Genomic DNA, 17853 nt, shown 5'->3' on the forward strand with positions numbered 1-17853 from the left:
ATTTCGCTAATTAGGATAGCAAGTTTTTATCTAAAGTAAAATTTTAGGTAGGGCTTGGAATACCAAGGATTTTAGTAAAGGTACGAAAGGAATGTGAGGGAATGATATACATCTTGTCCAAGTTGGCTTCCGGGAGTGTTGGTATTTGTGCCTATGGCTACCCTACCCTTTGACGGCGGGTTGTATTTGATGGATAGCGACACGTTGGCATGGAGCGTCACGCTGGTCGGTGAGCTCCGGGGGGCACGTGAGGGCGGGGTTTAGTTGCTGGAGATGTAGATGGGTCTTTCGTAGTCTTCGTCGCGGAGGGCGTCGAAATAGGCGTGGATGACCTTGGCGATATAGAGCCAGAAGGGGGGGGCGGCGACGGCCATGTAGAAGTCGGGGATCGCGTTGCGGGAACGCCAAAGGTGCTCCAGGGCCATCGAGGAGAGGATGAGGGCGCGTTTGCGGTCGCGGGTGAGCTTGTAGGAGTGGGTGTTGGAAAAGTCCTGGTGTTTTGTGATCAGGGCCCTAAAGGCCTCCTGGTCTCCGTTTTTGAGCTGGGTGACCAGGATGTGATCGGGAAGACCCTCTTTGGTGAATGTTGGTGTGAACATGGGCGTTAGCTTTTATATCAATGCAAAAAGGGGGCCGGAACCTAAAAATAAGACATTTGGTTGGCGGGACGCGAGGTTGTATATGACCATACATGCGCTTTTATACCCTGTGGTGCTGTAACATTTGTTTTACAAAATGTCGCCATTCGTCAGTAGCAACAAGTGTATCTTTGACACAATTCCGTACTCGATGAATAAGCACGTATTTGTCATTCTGGCTTTGGCCCTCGTGGGTCCCCTTTGGGGGCGGTCGATGCCGGTTCATGTGAATGTTCCATTTTTTTACGGGGATACATCCGCGCGTAAGGACGGCGGAGCGCCGGTCGCCAAAGGCGATTACGGGGTGGCATTGGTGAATGCCATCCGGACGGCGCGGAAAGGGAACAGGGCGCCGACGCCGGCGCCGGCGCGGCATCGTTTGCCGCAAATCGTGATTTTGAACAAGGGGCACTGACAACTGACGAGACCGCCGGCGGGGGGCTCTCTACGATATTATGCCGCTCAAGGCGCTTTGCATCCATATCCTATCCTGGCTCCTCCTGGTGAGGGGGTTGGGAGCGCCTGACCCCTATCCGGCGGACGTGCACGCCCTGTATTCGAGGGCAAATTCCTATTTTTCTTCTACTCACCCTACCGTGGCATCGGATTCGATGGCGCTGGTGTTGTTTGACGAGGTCATCCGGGAGGGCGGGCCGGACGCGCTCGTGGGACAGGCGTGTCTCAATAAAGGCATCCTCCTGGACATCCGGGGGAACTATGCGGAGGCGTTGAATGTCTACCGGAATGTGCTGTGGCTGGTGTCGCGGCACCCGGACTGGGGGGATACGCTGCGGTTCCGGGCGTTGGTGTATGTCGGGACGGACTATTACCGGCTGGATAACTTCGATTCGGCGGAAACCGTGCTTGGGAGGGCGGAGGCCGTGTTAAAGGCGGCGGAGGAGGACCTGGGCGGCGGGAGCGGCAACGGCGGAGCGAGCGGCGACGCTGGCGGCAACCGGCGGGAGCTACCTGAACGTGATCGATTGTACAATGCCCTCGGGGCGCTCAATTATGAGGGAGGGAACTACCTCCAGGGAAAAGACTATTTCACCCGGGCGCTGGACGTCGTCCAGTCGGAGACCCCGGGGGACAAGGTGTCGATCCTCAATTTCCAGAACAATATCGCCAGCTGTTTGTATAGGCTGAAGGACTATAAGGGCGCGCTGAAAATGTATGGGGCGCTGAACGCCAAGGCCGGGCAGGTGTGTCTGAATATCGGGCAGTGCTATAAGGGGCTGGGCGACTATGCACAGGCGCTCGCGTTTTACCGGAAGGTAAACCCCAGGGACGTGCCCGGGGTCCTCAATGAAATGGGGAACGCGTGTTTTTTGAAGGGTGACGAGGACTCGGCGATCGTATACCTGGACCGGGGGATCGAGGGAGGGCGGCTGTCGAGGGTGGATGGGGGGATCAACGCGCTGTACCGGGCGCAGGTGTTGATGGCGCGGCGGCAGCACCTCGACGCGCTCGGGTACCTGCAGCAGGCGATCATCACGTTTAGCCGGACGTTCCGCGACCCGGACGTACACGCTAACCCGGAGTCGTTTACCGGGGCGTTTGCGTCTTACCGGCTGTTCGACGCGCTGTATTATAAAGCCGGCATCCTGGAGGGGCTCTACAGCCAGTCCGGGAAGGGGGAATACCTCGAAGAAGCGCTGGGGGCGTACAACAGCGCGATCCTGCTCTTCCGGTATATCGAAAAAACATACGCCACGGACGACGCCAAGCTGTTCCTCAAGCGCAACAACCAGGGCCTTTACGAAGACGCGGTCCTGGCCTGTCTGGAGCTGGACCGGTTGCACCCGGGCGGCCCGTACGGGGAGATGGCGTTCCAGATGGCGGAGAAAAGCAAGGCCTCGATCGTCTCGGCGCGCTGGGAGGAACTGTCGCTGAACCACCTGCCGGGGATAGACCCGGGATTGGTCCGCAAGGAAATGGAGGTCAAGCATGACATCGCTCGCCTGGACCTCAAGAACGATGGCGTGACGGCGACCCAAAAAGCGGACTACGAAATCGAGCTAGCGTCACTCCAGCGGACGATGGAGCAGAACAGCGCCTATTATAACCTCAAATTCGAGGATGCGTGTCCCACGGTAAAAGAGCTCCAGGCGGGTCTGAGCGGGCGACAGGCGATCGTGAGCCTTTTTGTGTCACGGGAAGGGCTGCACGCATTCCTGGTGACGAGCAATGGTTTTCATTGCCTGTTCATCGACTCGCTGGCGTGGCTACGACGATCGGTGGAGCAGTATGTAGACATGCTGGGGAACACTAGCGCGGGGGAACGGTTTGGGGACAAGGCGCTGGAATCGGCGCTCTACCGCCGGCTGACGGCGCCCCTGCTCGAAGAGCTGCCGGGTAAGGACGAATGGACGGTGCTCCCGGACGATTTTTTTTGCAGGTTACCCTTTGACGCGTTGCCGCTGTCCGATGGGGGTCGCTTCCTGATCGACAGCGTAACGATCAGCTACCAGTTGTCGGCGAAGTTCCTGTCGCGACCGTTCCGGCGGCGACGGGAATTGGGCGAACGGTATTCGGTCCTGGCCTTTGCGCCTTTTGCGGAACAGGGACGGTTGGTACAGACGCCGGCGTACCGGCAGCTTTGCCGTCTGGCGGGCTCGGGTCCGGAGACGGCGGGGCTCCCGGGGGAATGTTTCGTGGATGTCGCGGCCACCAAGGCGCGTTTCCTGGCGACGGTGAACCGGTACCCGGTGGTCCACCTGGCGACGCACGCGTCCATGGACTCGGCGATCTGTTTTTACCCGCGCCAGGCGGGGCCGTCCGACGACTGTCTTTTCCTCCCGGAAATCTACAGCCTCAACATGGATTCCACGGAACTGGTGATCCTGAGCGCGTGCGAAAGCGGGAACGGACAGATCGAGGGAAGCGAAGGGATGATGAGTCTCTCCCGCGCGTTTATGTACGCGGGTTGCGCGAGCACGGTGAACAGCCTTTGGAAGGCCGATGACCGCGCTACTTCCGCCATCCTTCGGCAATTCCATGTATACCTTGAAAAGGGCTTGAGCAAAACCGAGGCTCTCCGCCAGGCCAAGCTCGACTATATCCACAGTAACGCGCTTTACATCAGTCCGAATTACTGGGCGCACCTGGTGCTGGTGGGGGATACCGAGGCGATCGTATCGGCGCCGGTGAGACGCAGCGGCCCGGAATGGATCGCGCTCTTCGGCATCGCGGCGCTCCTGGGTGGGGGCGCGGCGGCCGTGCTTATTTGGCGCGCAAGATCAGCAGGTCGAGCCCGCTCATCTGCATGACCTGACGATGGAAGAGGTGGTCCGGGTCCGACTTGATCCGGTTGATCAGCCCGAGCGCCGGGGCCGATTGGTGACTGGCCAGGTACGCCATTGCGAGGTAATATTCCGACTCGTCTTTGTAGAGCGTTCCCTGGGTAAGGGGTTTGAACAAACCGATCGCCTGGGCGTATTGACCCTGCTCCATAAAGGCCATTCCGGCCAGGAAGCGGTCGCGGGGCGACGCGTCGCCGGTGAGCAGGTGGTCGGTCATCGACCAGTTGCGGGCCTGATAGGCCTGCTCCAGGGGATCGAGGTCTTCCCCACCCCGTTCGGTTGGGATGTCGTAAGAGGAATAGTATCGATCGTATATGTCTTTGGGGCTTGTAAGGATAAATTTGCCGGCGGTGGCCAGGCAAATGAGGATAGCAACGGCCGCGGCTATGCTAAGGGGTTTGCTGTAGAAGGGAATGACGCGCGCGGCGGGGGCGGTGCCAGCGGTGTCGCGGGCGGCGCCGGGGGCTTCGGCGCGGGCGGCGTTGAGCGCCAGGGCGACCTGCCGGTGGAGGCCGTCATGCCGGATGGCGTCGACCGCGTAGTTCAACACACGCTGCTGACGGGCGGTCTCGGCATCCGGCGCCTCGGGAGGAGGCGTTTGGCCATCGAGGCTATCGACTAAGTGTTGAAATGTTTCGGGTGTCATGATTTGATGCGGATATTGTCGAAGGGAGTTGGGCCGCAGCTCCGGAAAAGCGGGAAAAAGCCAGGCGGATGTATCGTCGTTGTAGCAATAATAGTCAAAGTTAAAGTGTACGGTTACATGGATATTGGATACTTGGATAATGAAGGAATGAGTCTTTACAGGGCACTTTGACTTTGAGGTCTCTCGGTAAGTATTGGATCTTGGAATAATAGATGAGATTCATCAGGACGGATAGGGTACGGAAAACGGGTCTTTACATAATGGATATTGGCATTTCGTACCTGGCTTTTTCCCGCTTTTCAAAGAACTGCTTACATAACTGAGTAAAAGCAGGGGCGCCTTTCGTAACCGGTTTTTTATATATTTTTTTCAAATATACATAAGTCTCACCTGCTCCATGGCTTCCGGATCATTTTGGATGAGATCGGCCAGGTCTTTCATACACTTGTATTTCCTGTTCCGGACGACCTGCTCGTTCTCGTAGCCGGTTTCGGAGACGATTTCCCTAAAGGACTTGTTGTCGTAGTAAAATAAGGTGAGGATGGTCCGGCAGGGGTCCCCGAGTTGCGCGATCAGGTGACGGAAGCGTTGATGGAGTGCCCGCTGCTGGAGTATGTCGCTGCCGTCCGCTTCTTCGAGACCCTTCCCTTTTTCGAATATTTCGCCGCGGTGGTCGAGGCTTTTTTTCTTTTTGATCTCGTTGAGCCAGATGTTGCGGCCGATGCCGACGAGCAGGGTTTTGACCTGCGCCTCCCCGCGGAACCTGCCCTTTTGGACGAGGTCGATAAAGGCTACGATGGTTTCCTGGAAAACGTCGTCCGCGTCTTGTTGGGAACCGCCGTGGTTGATGACGTGAGCGGCCACGGCTCCGGCATACTGACGATAGAGGGGCCTGACGACGTGGTCGATGTCACCGGCGAGTATACCGGAGATAATGGATTCATCAGATGCCTGTGGGACCAAAGAGGATAAGGGTTATATATTAAAAATACAAATTTATAAGATACAAACATCCTTTGGGCTACTTTTGGGCATGGCTAAACTTGGATTATTCGTGGCTGGCGTATTACTACTGGCTGGCTGCCGTTCCTATAAACCGCTCGAGTTCCGCAGGATCGATAACCTCCGGATCGCCCATTTCGATTTCAGTCACCCGCAGGTGACGGCGGACGTGATTTACTATAACCCTAACGGGATGGGTTTCGACTTCCGCGGGGGATCGGTGGACGTGCACCTTGACACGCTTTGGCTGGGGCACGCAAACCTCGACACGTCCATACACGTGAGCGCGAACTCGGAATTCACGATCACGCTGCCGATCACGCTTGATTTGCAAAGGCTGATCGCCAGCGGGTTGCAGACGTACCTGAACCGGACGGTGGATGTCAAGGTGGATGGGATAGTCCGCGGGTCCAAGGCCGGGATCGTGAAGACGTTTCCGGTGCATTACGAGGGGCAGCAAAACCTCAATCTGAAGTTGTTCTAGCGGCGCGCCAGGAGCGCGAAGCGTTTTGGAGCGGTCACGCGCGCCGTGCGGGCGCTATTGCTTCTTGGGAGGTCCACCGCCGTCTTCGGGCTTCTTGCAGCAGGTGGGGAGCGCCTTGTAGGAATCGGGGTTGGCGGTGACGTCATCGGCGTCATAACCTACGTTGGCGATGGCGGTCTTGATGTTTTCGATATTGGTGAGGTTGGAGGCGTAGGTGACCGTCGTCGTTTTTTTCCTGAAGTCCACGGTACACTTGATGACGCCGTCCTCGTGGCTCATATAGTCTTCGATGCGCTTTTTGCACTTTTCACACTGGACCGTAGGGGTCTTGAGGATGGCGGTCTTTTTGTCGCTCGTTTGGGCGAAGACGCCAGTCGCGACTATCAGCGCGGCTAATGAGAAAAGGATATGCCTGTACATGTAGGGTCGTTTACGCTAAAGGTACGGAATATTAGCGTCCCCAGGTCGAGGGGCTCTGGCGCCACTCCATGAGGAGCGATTGCCGGGCAGGGGTGACGAGCCCCTTTTCGACGGCCAGGTCGATGAGGGTCGCGTAGTTGCTCAAGGCGAAATAGGGGATTCCGGCGGCGGCGAAGCCTTCGGCGCAGGCGGCGAAGCCGTAGTCGAAGATCCCTACGGCACCGATGACTTCGGCTCCGGCGGCGCGAAGGACGGCGGCGGCTTCGAGACTGCTTTTTCCGGTGGAAAAAAGGTCCTCGACCACCACGGTTTTCTGGCCGGGTTCGAAGTGTCCCTCGATCTGGTTGCCCAGGCCGTGCTCCTTGGGTTTGGAGCGGACGTAGACGTAGGGGAGCTTGAGCTGGTCGGCGGCCATGGCTCCCCAGGGGATACCCGCGGTGGCCACCCCGGCCAGGACGTCGGTCTCTTCCAGCTGGGTGAAAATCAGGTTGCAGAACTCGCTTTTGATAAACTCGCGGACCGGGGGGAAGCCCAGGGCTTTGCGGTTATCGCAGTAGATCGGGCTTTTCCAGCCACTCGTCCAGGTAAAGGGATTTTCGGGATTCAGCCTAATGGCATTAATTTGCAAAAGCCGTTCGGCCACAGCCTTTTGGTTCGTCATACGGTGCAAAAATATGTATATAAAAGTCTATTTCGGGGAAAAACCCGTTTTTCTCTGCGACGCCATCGAAGCGTCGCTCGACGAATACCTCCACCATCCCGATACCATCTTTGTCGATGAGGTGTCGGGGCCGGCGATCAAGTCGCTCCTCCACGAAATCGCCAAACCCGATTTTCATGCGGGTATATTGCTGTGGCAGGGTAACCTCGCGGCGTTGAAAAAGGCGTTCTGGAAGCACTTTACGATCGTAAAGGCCGGCGGCGGCCGCATCGAAAACGAGAACGGGGCGTATCTCCTGATTTTTCGCCGCGGTAAATGGGACCTGCCAAAGGGCAAGCTCGACCCGGGGGAAACCATCGAACAGTGCGCGGTGCGCGAGGTCCTCGAAGAGACCGGGTTGGCCGCCACGTTAGGCGATTTTTTGCTGACGACCTATCACCATTATAATGACTATGGGCACTCCGTTTTAAAGGAGTCATACTGGTACCGCATGCAGGCGCCCGCTTCGGCAACGCTGGTACCGCAGACCTCGGAGGATATCGTGGAGATCAAGTGGGTGGCGCCGGCGGACCTGGGGGCGTATTTGCCGGAGGCGTTTCCATCCGTAAGGGATGTGCTGAAAGCCTAGCGGTGGTTCTCGATCGTTTTACGGTTCTCGATCGTTTTGCGGAGGGCGACCACCGCTATGACGATGATCAGCAGTAGGACGGCGGCTACGATTAGCAGGATGGTTACCATAGTTTGCGGTTCTTGAAGAGGATCGTCAAGATACCACACGATCGTTTCAAAAAAAACGGGAAAAATACGCTACCGCCCCGGGGCCCGGGTGTACCGCGGGACCGCGAGGCCGGGCGTGCGCAGCGGCGCGGGGGCGGTCAGGCTTGTCTCACTTTGATAAGCGCGACGGTCAGCCGGCTGATGCACACGAGGCTGCCGCGTTCGTCTGCGATGCGGATGTCCCAAACGTGGGTGGTTTTGCCGAGGTGGAGGGCGGTCGCGGTGCCGGCCACCAGGCCTTCGCGTACGCCACGGATGTGGTTGGCATTGATTTCCAGACCGACCGGCTGCAGGTGGGCGGGGTCGATCACCAGGTAGGAAGCGATGCTCCCGAGGGTCTCGGCCAGGACGCAGGAAGCGCCGCCGTGGAGGAGACCGGCGGGCTGGCGGGTGCGGTCGTCGACGGGCATCGTGGCGCTGAGGCTGTTGTCGCCGATCGCGGTATATACGATGCCCAGGTGTTCGGCCATGGTGCGGGCGTTCATGCGCTGGATGTCGGAGAGGGTGACGGCGGGGTCGAACCAGATACGAGGCATGGGCTTACGATTGGGTCGCCGTTTTCGCGGCAGCGGGAGAGGCGGTGGCGGAAGACGCGGCAGCGGACGAGAGGGCGGCCGTTGCGAGGGACTTGACGACCGCGGAAGGTAGGAATTTCGTTACATCGCCGCCGTTGCGCAGCACGTCGCGGACGAGGGTGGATGCCACGGAGGTGAATTCCGGCAGACAGGTCAGGAAAACGGTATCGATGTGTCCTTCGAGGCTGCGGTTCATGTCGGCGATGGCCTTCTCGTATTCGAAGTCGTTGACATAGCGGATGCCGCGGACGATGTGGGTGGCCCCTACCCTTTTGCAGCATTCTACCGTCAATCCATCATAGACTACGGTCTGGATGCGGGGCTCGTCCTTGAATATCTCCTTGAACCATTGGAGACGCTGCTCGTTGGTAAACATGGGGACCTTGCTGATATTGGTCCCGATCCCGATGTAGAGCCGGTCAAAAAGCGGCAGGGCCCGATGGATGATGTCCAGGTGACCCAGGGTGACAGGATCGAAGGTCCCGGGGAATAAAGCAATACGTTCCATGTATGGTGATTCAGGGCGAATATAGGTAACTTGCGTCAAACTCCCCTTTTATGACCCCCAACGACTTCGGCGTACTGCGGCTCAAAAGCCCGTATTCCGTACGTGACTCGATTGACAAATTCGAGGCGCTGCTGCGTTCCAAGGGCATCCTGACCTTTGCGCGGATCGACCAGCAGGCGGCTGCCGTTCGCGTCGGTCTGGATATGCCGCCGACGGAGCTACTGGTGTTCGGTAATCCGATGGCCGGCACGCCGGTGATGAAGGCGTTTCCGTTGTCGGCGCTCGACCTGCCGCTGAAGCTGCTGGCGTGGGAGGAAGCGGGGGTTGGCGTATGGCTCGTCTATAACGATCCTGCATACCTGCAACACCGGTACGGGCTGCCTGCGGAGATGGCGGCCAAGCTGGACGTCGGCCCGCTGGTACGGTTGATCGCCGGTTAGGACTGGAAGACCTCGAGCTTGTCCATCAGCATTTTGTCCAGCTGGGACGGATTGACACCCATATCCGGATGTTCTTCGAGTTCTTTCCTTATTCGTTGATATTCCGCTGAATTGAATACCGAGTCACCAACCGTTTGCAGGTCGAATTCCTGATCGGTGAGCGACCCGGCAATGCCCGCAACGATCAAGCCTACTTCGTTGGAAAGTTGGAGCAGGAGCCTGCCCTTGCTGCCAAACCTTACCCTCTTTTTGGGTTCGGTCGTCGTTTCGGGCTCCGCTTTTTTGTCTTCTTTTTCACCGCCTTCCAATTCTTCGACCGATTCCCTTACCACCTGTCTAAGCCGTTTCTTCGTTTTCTCCTCCTTGACCTGCCCGGGCACGCTGAAGTATGTGTGAAAGCCGGTCAGCTTTCCCCTTTCCTCGTCGTCCTTGCGTTCGGCGCGTTGCTCGGCAAAGCTTCCTGTCTGCCCGGACAGAAACTCCGGATATTGATAGGAAGGGGAGCTCGGGGCAGCCTTATAGTTACTAAAAGAAGTCGTCAGCGTTTCAAAGGATTTCGTTTCGGAGCCAAGGAAGGCGCCCGTCAGCTTGTGCTCGCTCAGGTCGGTCTTATTGAGCGTGTGCAACGCAGTGGACATCGTACGGCCCAGGACCCGGTTATCGCTCGTAGCGCCGGTGATTTGCGGGCCGATACCAAGGAAAGCCAGCATATTACCGACCAGACCGTTCAGGGCGACTTTTTTGTCATCGGTCTCGGGTCCCACCCCGAGTAATTCGGGATGCTTCCCCAGGAACGTCTTGATCATCGCCGTGTAGCGATCCAGCACGAGGTTCCAGGTATATTTGGTCTCGTTGGACGCATGCTGGGCCTTCAAGGGTTTTCCCGCATCATTTGCCCTTTCAATCTCGTTGATGTGCTGCTTGCTGCCGGCAAAGGCGGGGGCATAGGCGCCACCCGCACGCAGCTCTTTTTTGTACTTGTATTCATCTTCCTCCTCTTCCGTATCGTCTGCGGGGCCCGCCAGCGCCTTCGCCGAGGTAATGGCGCCGGTGGCGATGTTGTCCAGCTGTATCAGACCGAGCGGGAACGTGCCCAGACCCCGGACCGATTCCGGGACGGTCATGAGGGCGACCAGATACCCGAAATTCCGGCGGCTTTCACCGGTGATCTCGGCGGGCACCACACCATCCTTAATATACTTCAAGACAGCCTTGGCGATTTGCTGGTCCGTCCAACCCAAATCCGTGCGCAGCGTTTCGAACTTTGTGGCGCCCATTTTATAGGCGACGCTGGTATCGGTTATTTCTTTTTCCTCGTTGAGCCCTTTCGGGGTTTTATAGACCATGACGTCGTCATTCTCCCACTTCCGGCTGGTAGATCCATACTGGTTGTATTTAAGGGACGCCAGCTCGCCACCATCCTTGTCCTTGACGTTAACGGCGCCGGAGAAACGGCTTTTCTTGTAGTCGAGCACCAATTGCCAGAGGTCGTCGATAGGGCGATCACCCAATTTCCTCTCGTCCCCCAGCTCAGTGGAAGGATCCCGGTTGATCCTCCCTGCGTTGGAGGCGCTTTCAATCCTGGCCGGCTGTGGGAAGTCCCCTTTGCCAAAGTCGGAAACTTTTTTGGTAAGCGCGTCGAGCACCGCCAGGTCTTCGACGGTATGGGTCTTTGTGCCCCCGGGCCGCACCGAGGTCCCGGTCTTGATCTTTGCCCGTTGGACAACAGGGGACGACGGCATGGACCTAAAAACGTGAACCGCGGGAAACGCCATGCCGCGCGGGCCTGAATGGCCGGCTGCCGCGCGACTTCCGACAGGGGCTGTGAGGGGTGTCTCTTTCATTGGTAGACGAAGTCCCCTAATATACAAAAAATTGACAGGCTAGTTGCTGCTCAGGCTGCGGAAGTCGACCGGGACGAGCTTGCTGACACCGGGTTCCTGCATGGTGACGCCGTAGATGACGTCGACGGTGGACATGGTGGTCTTGTTGTGGGTGATGATGATGAACTGGGAGTTTTCGCTGAACTGGCGGATCATCTGTGTGAACTTCCCGACGTTGGCGTCGTCGAGGGGGGCGTCGACTTCGTCGAGGATACAGAAGGGGGCCGGTTTGATCAGGTAGATCGCAAAGAGCAGGGCGGTGGAGGTCAGTGTCTTTTCACCCCCGCTGAGCTGGGTGATGGAGCTCGGACGCTTGCCCTTGGGCTTGGCGATAATGTCGATAGTGGTTTCCGCGAGGTTTTCAGGGTTATCCAGGACGATGTCCGCGGTATCCTCTTCGGTGAAAAGGGCCTTGAAAACGCGCTGGAAGTTCTCGCGGACGGCATTGAAGGTGTCCAGGAACTTCTGGTTGGCGGTGGTTTCCACTTCCTGTATGGTTTGGAGGAGGGAGTCCTTGGCGCTGACGAGGTCGTTCTTTTGCTCCAGTATGAACTCGTAGCGCTTTTTCATTTCCTGGAAGGCCTCGATGGCGGTGGGGTTTACCTCGCCCATGTTCTCCATACGCTTCTTGAGCCGCTCAGCGGCGGCGGTGAGCTCTTCGACGGGTGTGTCGGTTTCGCGTTCCTGGTCGATGATGGCGTCCAGGTCGACGCGGAACTCGACGCTAAGACGCTCCTTCATACCGGCCAGCTGGAGCTTGAGCTCGGAGACCTTGTCCTTGAGCTGGCCCAGCAGGAAGTCGATCTGTTCCTTGGTCTTTTGTTTATGACGGAGCTCGCTTTCCTTTTCGGTCAGCGTGTTCCGGAGGTTGTAGTAGGCCTGCTCGGAGGTGTTGACGAGGTGCCCGGCCTCTTCTTTGCGCCGCATCAAATCGACGACGCCCTCGTGGGAATCCTGGAGCGATCCTTCGGACTCCTCGATCTGCTGGACGGTGTCCTGGAGCTGGGTGTTGTTTTGCTCCACCTGGGTCTTTAGGTCGCGGAGCTGGTTGTTCTTGAACTCCAGCTCCTGTTTGAGACCGCTCAGCTTGCTCTGCTGGCGGGTCAGGGCCAGGTTGGCGTCGTTGTACTGGGCCTGGGCGAAGTTGTATTCCTGCTCGGCCTGCGCGTAGGCGGTCTCGGCGCCGATCATGCGATTCGACAGCTCTTCGAGCTGGGCATTGAGGCGCTCGAGCAAGTCGCGCTGGTCGCTGATGCTGTCCTGGGTTTTGTCGAGGTTGGCTTCCAGGTCTTCCAGCCGCCTTTGTCCGGCGCCCTCCTGGCTGTGGAGGTTCTCCAGCTTGTTTTGCAGGGCGTAGGCCTGGTTGGTGAGCTGGTTGATCTCGGTCTGGGTCTGTTTGATGGCCTGCTCCTTGAGCTGGCCGGTATAGTGGGCGACCTCCTGGTGACGGGCCTGTATTTGTTCCTTGATCCCGTTGACGATTTGCTCCTGGGCCGCGATTTGCTCTTTTAATTTTTCGAGGTTCTTGGCGCGACCGATCTTTTTACCCTCGAAGAGGCCGACGCTGCCGCCGGTGAGGGAGTAGTGGCCTTTGACGAATTTACCGGTCTTTTCCAGGACGATGGCACCATTGCTGTGGTAAATGGCGTCTTCGTTGTCCGCGATAAAGACGTTGCCGAGAAGGTACGCGGCGAGGTTTTTGAATTTGGGGTCGATTTCCACGACGTCGAGAGCGGGTTGCGTGCCGGCCGGCTGGTGTCCGGTCGGCTGTTCGCCGAACTGGTCGAGGAGGAAAAAGTTGGCCTTGCCCTTCTTGTTGTCGTCGAGCAGGTGGACGGCCTGGAGGCCCTCGGTAAGGTTGTTGACGACGTAGTAGTTCAGGTAGGGTTCGAGGACGTTTTCCACCGCGGCGCGGTATTCCTCCTTTACGTAGATGATGTCGCTCAGGATAGGCGCCTCGTGGTTCCAGCTCTTATTGTTGTGGAGGAACTTGACGCTCTCGGGGTAGCCTTCCATGCTGTCGATCAGGCTCTTGAGGAGGTCGTGCTCGTTACGGCGGGCGTCGAGACGACGGCCTTCCTCGGCCAGCTGGAGACGCAGCTGCTCCACCTGGGCCTGGGTCTCGAGGATCTGGGCCTTGGCGTGCTCGTGCTGTGTTTGGAGGGTTTCGAGCTCGGTCTTTTTGGAGGCGAGCTCGGCTTCCTTGGTGGTTTTTTCCTGGTCGAGCCGAGTCAGCTGGGCTTTTAGTTGCTCCTGCTCTTCCCGCAGCTGGTAAATGCTCCGCTGGATGTTCTGGATCGAAGTATCGGCGACGGCCACGTTTTTCTCGGCGTCGAACTGCTGCCGCTGCAACGTTTGGTTCTCGCGCCTCAAAAGGTCGGTGGCGGCTCTTTTGTCGTCGAAAACGTAGCGCTTGTCCTCGACGCCCGCTTTTATATCCTCCAAACGGTCGCGGCTATCTTCCAGGTTGGTTTGCTCGTCGGTGACCTGCTGGCCGGTAAAGGCGATGCTTTCCTCGAGACCTTTGAGCTGGTGCAGCGACTTGTCGAGGAAGTCTTTGGTGCTTTGCTCGCGCTCTTTCAGGTAGTGCAGGCGCTGGGAGGCGAGGTTCTTTTCGTTCTCCCGCGTGCGCAGCTCCTGTTGTAATTGGTTGTACTGCTGTTGCAACGCCTGCAGGGCGCGTTCCTTCTCGATAAAGCCCAGCTTCTCCTGCTCGACCTGCGCCTCTTCGGTAGCGATGGCGGCTTCCAGCTGGATGCGGCGGTCGATTTCGGCCTCCTGGCGCTCGTTGAGCTCCTTGTAGGTCAGGTTGAAGCCCTCGAGCGAGGCCTTGGCCAGCTCGATGGAGAGGGTGCGGTATTCCTTTTTGGCCTCGAAGTATTTTTCGGCCTTTTTGGCCTGGCTTTCGAGGGCCTTCAGCTGGTTGTTGATCTCGAACAACAGGTCTTCTATCCGCGCCAGGTCCTGCTCGGTGGCGTCGAGCTTCTGACGGGCCTCTTTTTTCCGGGTCTTATAGATCGAGATGCCGGCGGCCTGCTCGAGCATCCGGCGGCGGCTGTTGTCCTTGTCCTTGATGATGTCGTCGACCATCCCGAGCTCGATGATGGCGTAGGAGTCGGTGGAGACGCCCGTATCCATGAAGAGGTTGTGGATGTCCTTGAGGCGGCAGGAGACGTCGTTGAGGCGGTACTCGCTTTCCCCGCTCTTGTAGAACTTCCGGGTGACGGTGACGGTGCTGAATTCGGTGGGAAGCAGGTTCTTGGTGTTCTCGAAGGTCAGGGACACCTCGGCCAGACCGCTCGACGAACGGGTGCGCGACCCATTGAAAACCAGGCTTTCCAGGTTTTCGGACCGGAGCTGGCTCATCTTGTGCTCACCGATCACCCAGCGGATGGAGTCCACGATGTTGCTCTTGCCGCAACCATTCGGGCCGATCACCCCGGTGATCCCTTCGTCAAAATGGAGCGTCGTCTTGTCGGCGAAGCTCTTGAATCCTTTTATTTCGAGGGTCTTTAAACGCACTTGTCCTCCTTTTTAGCGCCGTTTGGCGCTTTTTTAGCGCTTTTTAGCGAACAGCAAATATAATTTTTTGGCGGGGCGGCCCGGGGGTTGTTATACACGAGTTGTCAACAAATTTTGTAAATTACTGACTATGAAAACACTCGTTCTTTCCTTCGTGTTGCTTTGCGCGGGCTTTGCGGGGTTCTCGCAAGTGCCTACCTAGTATCCGTATGTCCATGCAGAACACGGCCTTTATCGACCCGGCGGACATCAGCGCCATCCAGGTCGTCAAAAATCCGGATGGTATTTATGTTAGCATGACATCGGCGCCGAAGCCGGCGGCGGCGCCTGGGACCGGAACAGTCATCCTAAGGGGACGGAGTTAGGAAAAATAAGTAACTTTCGCCATGCGTATCCCTCTTCTGCTTATCTCCGTTTGTCTGCTCGCGGCCTGCGGGCGGCATGAAAGGGCCGTAGTGCCGGTTACTCCTTTTACGATATACGATATTGACGCCGTACGGGCGGCCCTGGCTGGACCGCACGATGTTCAATGGGACAAGAAGCTCGGCGATGCCGTCGGGCTTTCGCGCAGCAAACGGCGATATGACGAAGCCGCGGATTCCATTAAAAGCGTTATTTACCACGTCGCGACGCCGAAGGCGTATTTCGAGCTGGGGACGGCGTTGTTGATGGGGAAGCGATATGAGGAGGCCGTGCAGGCCCTCGGGATCGCCGAAAAACTGCAATATGCGCCCCTCTACAACGTACTATACGAGCTGTCGGCGGCGTATGCGCAGAACGGGGATAAATACAGGGACACCTCGCTGAAATACATGCAGGTGGCCATTCAGATGGGCATCCCCGACCCGACGGTATTCATCAAGGACCCGGCTTTTGCCCCGGTACGGGTGTATTACGATTTCAAAGACACCTACCGGATCGCCATGGACGGCCGCCGGGACCGGGCGGCATCGCTATGGGCGGATTTCCTGGCGGGTTTTCCTTCCGCGAGGTTCCCGCTGGCGATCGACAGCCAGTGGTTTACGCAGCACCCGCACAAATCGGAGGATGACATCGACTACAGTTACGAAAAATACATCACCGAGATGCGCGCCGTCCATTTTGCCCGGGGCGAAGAACCCGGCTACTTCAGCGTGGGGAAGGTCCACGCTGACAGCGTCTACATCGCGCTGGTCTACGGTGGCTCGGACGACTGGGGTGAGTACACCGACCGTGATCCCGACGATACCGCCGTCATCGATAATCCGATGACTTCTCAGGTCTTTTTTTACCTGACGACATATACGCCCCAGGGTAAGATCATCGACAAAATGTTGGTGGCTGGGCGGAACAGCGTCGAGGACTCGTCGAAATCGTTTTCCATCGGACCGACCATGGAGTTTGCGGTGGCCGATACGGTAAAACGGCTTTTCCGCATCGATCCAACGGGGAAAATCCAGCCCTCAACGGGAGCGATGTAGCATCCTTTTTACCCCGCGGTATTGGATCAGCCATTCAGCCACCAGCAGGTTGGGCACCCAGCTCAGCCATGCCGTGACGATATAGATGTCGCGGGGATGGACGTCGACCTGGAGCCATTGCAGCAAAAAGGTATAGGAACGAAGCGTCAACGCCGAAAGGGTCAGGGCGTAGCTCCGGTAGAGAAAGGCGCCGTGGAGCTCGAATCGTTTGCGGACGGCGAACCACCAGGCCAACGCCGTAAAAGTAATCCACAAAGACGCGAGCAAGACAAAACTCGTACGCGCCGGAAAACCGCCATTAGCGTAAAAACCCATGACCAGGGCGGCGGGGCCGGTGACCAGGCAGACGGTCAGGATATAGACGTAACCTACCGTCCGATGGAGCTTGGGGTGGTCCCTCAATATATACCTGTTGAACTGGGTAAAGCCGGCCAACAAAACGAGCGTGCTGGTAAACACGTGGGTGTAGAAGCTGATGCGCCAGTAGCCGAGGTAGTAGACGCCTTGTTTGGACCTCAGAAAAGAAACGTCTTCGCGCAGGGCGGTATACGGCAGCGACAACCGGATCATCAGGTAGCTGAAGAAGGCGAGCGCAGCCATCAACAAGGCCCAGGCGGCGTATCGGAGGGGGCGTTTCATCAGTCGATGGGTCGTACGAGCTTCCAGCCGCTGCCCTCCAGGGTTTCGGTGGAGTCTTCCGGCGAGTCTTCTACGGGGCGGCGTATCAGCCGTAGGGTCATCTGACGGACCGGCACGGCGGCGCCGCGCTCCCAATCGATCCGGACGGTGTTGCCCGTCCGTACATAGCTGCCGTGGACGGTATTCAGCTGTGAGGTCGAATCCTTCGCGTGGTCGTAGTAGTTGTATTCGCAATAACCATTGGCCTGTAGATCGAGGGTAGAGTCATCGCCCACCAGCCATTCCCCCAACCCAATTTCGTAGAGGCCGTGCTGATAGTCCGTGTCGAGCTTCAGCTGGAAGTCCCGGGCGGTGGCCTTGCCGGATTGAAGAGGTGACCAGTTGCCCTTGACGCGGCCGCTGGCGGTATCGAGTTTTAACGTAAAGACACCGTCCTCGGCGCGGTCTCCCGGTTCCCGGAGCGCCAGGGACAGGTAGGCGCCATCGCTTTTTACCTTCCCGTTGAGGTTGCGGCGGTTACCCTGCCGGATGTCGTAGCCTGACACGACGTCGCCGTTAACATAATTAATCGTAAGGGCCAGTATGCCTTTTCCGAAGTTGCCGTCGTAGGTGCCTAAGGCTTTTTGCGTGTTTGCTGCCGGCTGCCGGGCCTGGCGGCAGGCGGCCAGCGCGATGACGAGGATAAGCAGGACGCGTACAGGGTCGATACGCATATATTTTAACATTTATGTTTACCAAATATAGGGAGGGTTTTTATAATTTGATAGGACAATTCACTTTATGCGTGTGTTCGCCTTGCGTGCCTTCGCTTTGCTGGCTGTTGCTGCGTCGCTGACGTCCGGGTGCCGGCGATCCACGCCCGTCCTGGCGCGCTCGGCGTTATACGACATCGATTC

At 57.8% G+C, this 17853-nt stretch carries 17 protein-coding genes; 6 read left to right on the top strand and 11 right to left on the bottom strand.

Annotated elements, in window-relative coordinates; all coding sequences use genetic code 11:
- Window positions 1–260: 260 nt before the first annotated feature.
- A complete protein-coding gene (locus tag VL547_RS13980) occupies window positions 261–599 on the bottom strand; it encodes a hypothetical protein (RefSeq protein ID WP_325578794.1) in 339 nt (112 codons plus the stop codon).
- Between the two features lie 494 nt (window positions 600–1093).
- Here VL547_RS13980 and VL547_RS13985 point away from each other — a divergent pair, with 494 nt between their 5' ends.
- The gene (locus VL547_RS13985; RefSeq protein ID WP_325578796.1) at window positions 1094–3907 is read left to right on the top strand and encodes a CHAT domain-containing tetratricopeptide repeat protein; all 2814 of its coding nucleotides are present in this window, start codon (window positions 1094–1096) and stop codon (window positions 3905–3907) included.
- On the opposite strand, the gene VL547_RS13990 is transcribed toward VL547_RS13985, so the two are convergent.
- Together VL547_RS13990 and VL547_RS13995 are read right to left on the bottom strand one after the other, a co-directional pair.
- A complete protein-coding gene (locus tag VL547_RS13990) occupies window positions 3861–4586 on the bottom strand; it encodes a hypothetical protein (protein WP_325578798.1) in 726 nt (241 codons plus the stop codon). The genes VL547_RS13985 and VL547_RS13990 overlap by 47 nt on opposite strands.
- A 369-nt stretch (window positions 4587–4955) precedes the next feature.
- Window positions 4956–5549 carry a sigma-70 family RNA polymerase sigma factor gene (locus tag VL547_RS13995; RefSeq protein WP_325578800.1) on the bottom strand — a complete coding sequence of 198 codons (594 nt, stop codon included), beginning with the start codon at window positions 5547–5549 and terminating at the stop codon, window positions 4956–4958.
- Between the two features lie 70 nt (window positions 5550–5619).
- On the opposite strand from VL547_RS13995, the gene VL547_RS14000 reads away from it, so the two are divergent.
- Window positions 5620–6072 (top strand): LEA type 2 family protein, encoded by a 453-nt coding sequence (locus VL547_RS14000; RefSeq protein WP_325578802.1) that lies wholly within the window; start codon window positions 5620–5622, stop codon window positions 6070–6072.
- A gap of 54 nt (window positions 6073–6126) precedes the next feature.
- Here VL547_RS14000 and VL547_RS14005 read toward each other — a convergent pair whose 3' ends face one another.
- Window positions 6127–6492 (bottom strand): heavy-metal-associated domain-containing protein, encoded by a 366-nt coding sequence (locus tag VL547_RS14005; RefSeq protein ID WP_325578804.1) that lies wholly within the window; start codon window positions 6490–6492, stop codon window positions 6127–6129.
- 31 nt (window positions 6493–6523) lie between these two features.
- Window positions 6524–7153 (bottom strand): orotate phosphoribosyltransferase, encoded by a 630-nt coding sequence (gene pyrE / locus VL547_RS14010; protein ID WP_325578806.1) that lies wholly within the window; start codon window positions 7151–7153, stop codon window positions 6524–6526.
- 13 nt (window positions 7154–7166) lie between these two features.
- Between pyrE and VL547_RS14015 the strand changes: the two genes are divergently transcribed.
- Window positions 7167–7781 (top strand): NUDIX hydrolase, encoded by a 615-nt coding sequence (locus VL547_RS14015; RefSeq protein WP_325578808.1) that lies wholly within the window; start codon window positions 7167–7169, stop codon window positions 7779–7781.
- A gap of 247 nt (window positions 7782–8028) precedes the next feature.
- Here VL547_RS14015 and VL547_RS14020 read toward each other — a convergent pair whose 3' ends face one another.
- A complete protein-coding gene (locus tag VL547_RS14020) occupies window positions 8029–8466 on the bottom strand; it encodes a hotdog fold thioesterase (protein ID WP_325578810.1) in 438 nt (145 codons plus the stop codon).
- 4 nt (window positions 8467–8470) lie between these two features.
- A complete protein-coding gene (gene coaD, locus VL547_RS14025; protein ID WP_325578812.1) occupies window positions 8471–9013 on the bottom strand; it encodes a pantetheine-phosphate adenylyltransferase in 543 nt (180 codons plus the stop codon).
- A 50-nt stretch (window positions 9014–9063) separates the two neighbouring features.
- On the opposite strand from coaD, the gene VL547_RS14030 reads away from it, so the two are divergent.
- Window positions 9064–9453 (top strand): DUF302 domain-containing protein, encoded by a 390-nt coding sequence (locus tag VL547_RS14030; RefSeq protein ID WP_325578814.1) that lies wholly within the window; start codon window positions 9064–9066, stop codon window positions 9451–9453.
- Here the strand turns inward: VL547_RS14030 and VL547_RS14035 are convergent.
- Together VL547_RS14035 and smc are read right to left on the bottom strand one after the other, a co-directional pair.
- Window positions 9450–11195 carry a hypothetical protein gene (locus tag VL547_RS14035; protein ID WP_325578816.1) on the bottom strand — a complete coding sequence of 582 codons (1746 nt, stop codon included), beginning with the start codon at window positions 11193–11195 and terminating at the stop codon, window positions 9450–9452. The two genes, VL547_RS14030 and VL547_RS14035, sit on opposite strands and share 4 nt — an antisense overlap.
- Before the next feature lie 141 nt (window positions 11196–11336).
- Window positions 11337–14858 (bottom strand): chromosome segregation protein SMC, encoded by a 3522-nt coding sequence (gene smc, locus VL547_RS14040; protein ID WP_325578818.1) that lies wholly within the window; start codon window positions 14856–14858, stop codon window positions 11337–11339.
- Between the two features lie 209 nt (window positions 14859–15067).
- Between smc and VL547_RS14045 the strand changes: the two genes are divergently transcribed.
- Window positions 15068–15223, top strand: coding sequence for a hypothetical protein (locus tag VL547_RS14045; protein ID WP_325578820.1), 156 nt, complete (start codon window positions 15068–15070; stop codon window positions 15221–15223).
- Window positions 15224–15244: 21 nt separating this feature from the next.
- Window positions 15245–16318, top strand: a complete 1074-nt coding sequence (locus tag VL547_RS14050; protein WP_325578822.1) for a hypothetical protein — start codon at window positions 15245–15247, stop codon at window positions 16316–16318.
- Here VL547_RS14050 and VL547_RS14055 read toward each other — a convergent pair.
- A complete protein-coding gene (locus tag VL547_RS14055) occupies window positions 16301–16957 on the bottom strand; it encodes a DUF2306 domain-containing protein (RefSeq protein WP_325578824.1) in 657 nt (218 codons plus the stop codon). The genes VL547_RS14050 and VL547_RS14055 overlap by 18 nt on opposite strands.
- Window positions 16957–17670, bottom strand: a complete 714-nt coding sequence (locus VL547_RS14060) for a hypothetical protein (protein ID WP_325578826.1) — start codon at window positions 17668–17670, stop codon at window positions 16957–16959. Before VL547_RS14060 ends, VL547_RS14055 begins: the two co-directional genes overlap by 1 nt.
- Window positions 17671–17853: the final 183 nt, after the last annotated feature.

This window comes from Dinghuibacter sp. (assembly GCF_035492835.1).
Classification (GTDB): Bacteria; Bacteroidota; Bacteroidia; order Chitinophagales; family Chitinophagaceae; genus Dinghuibacter.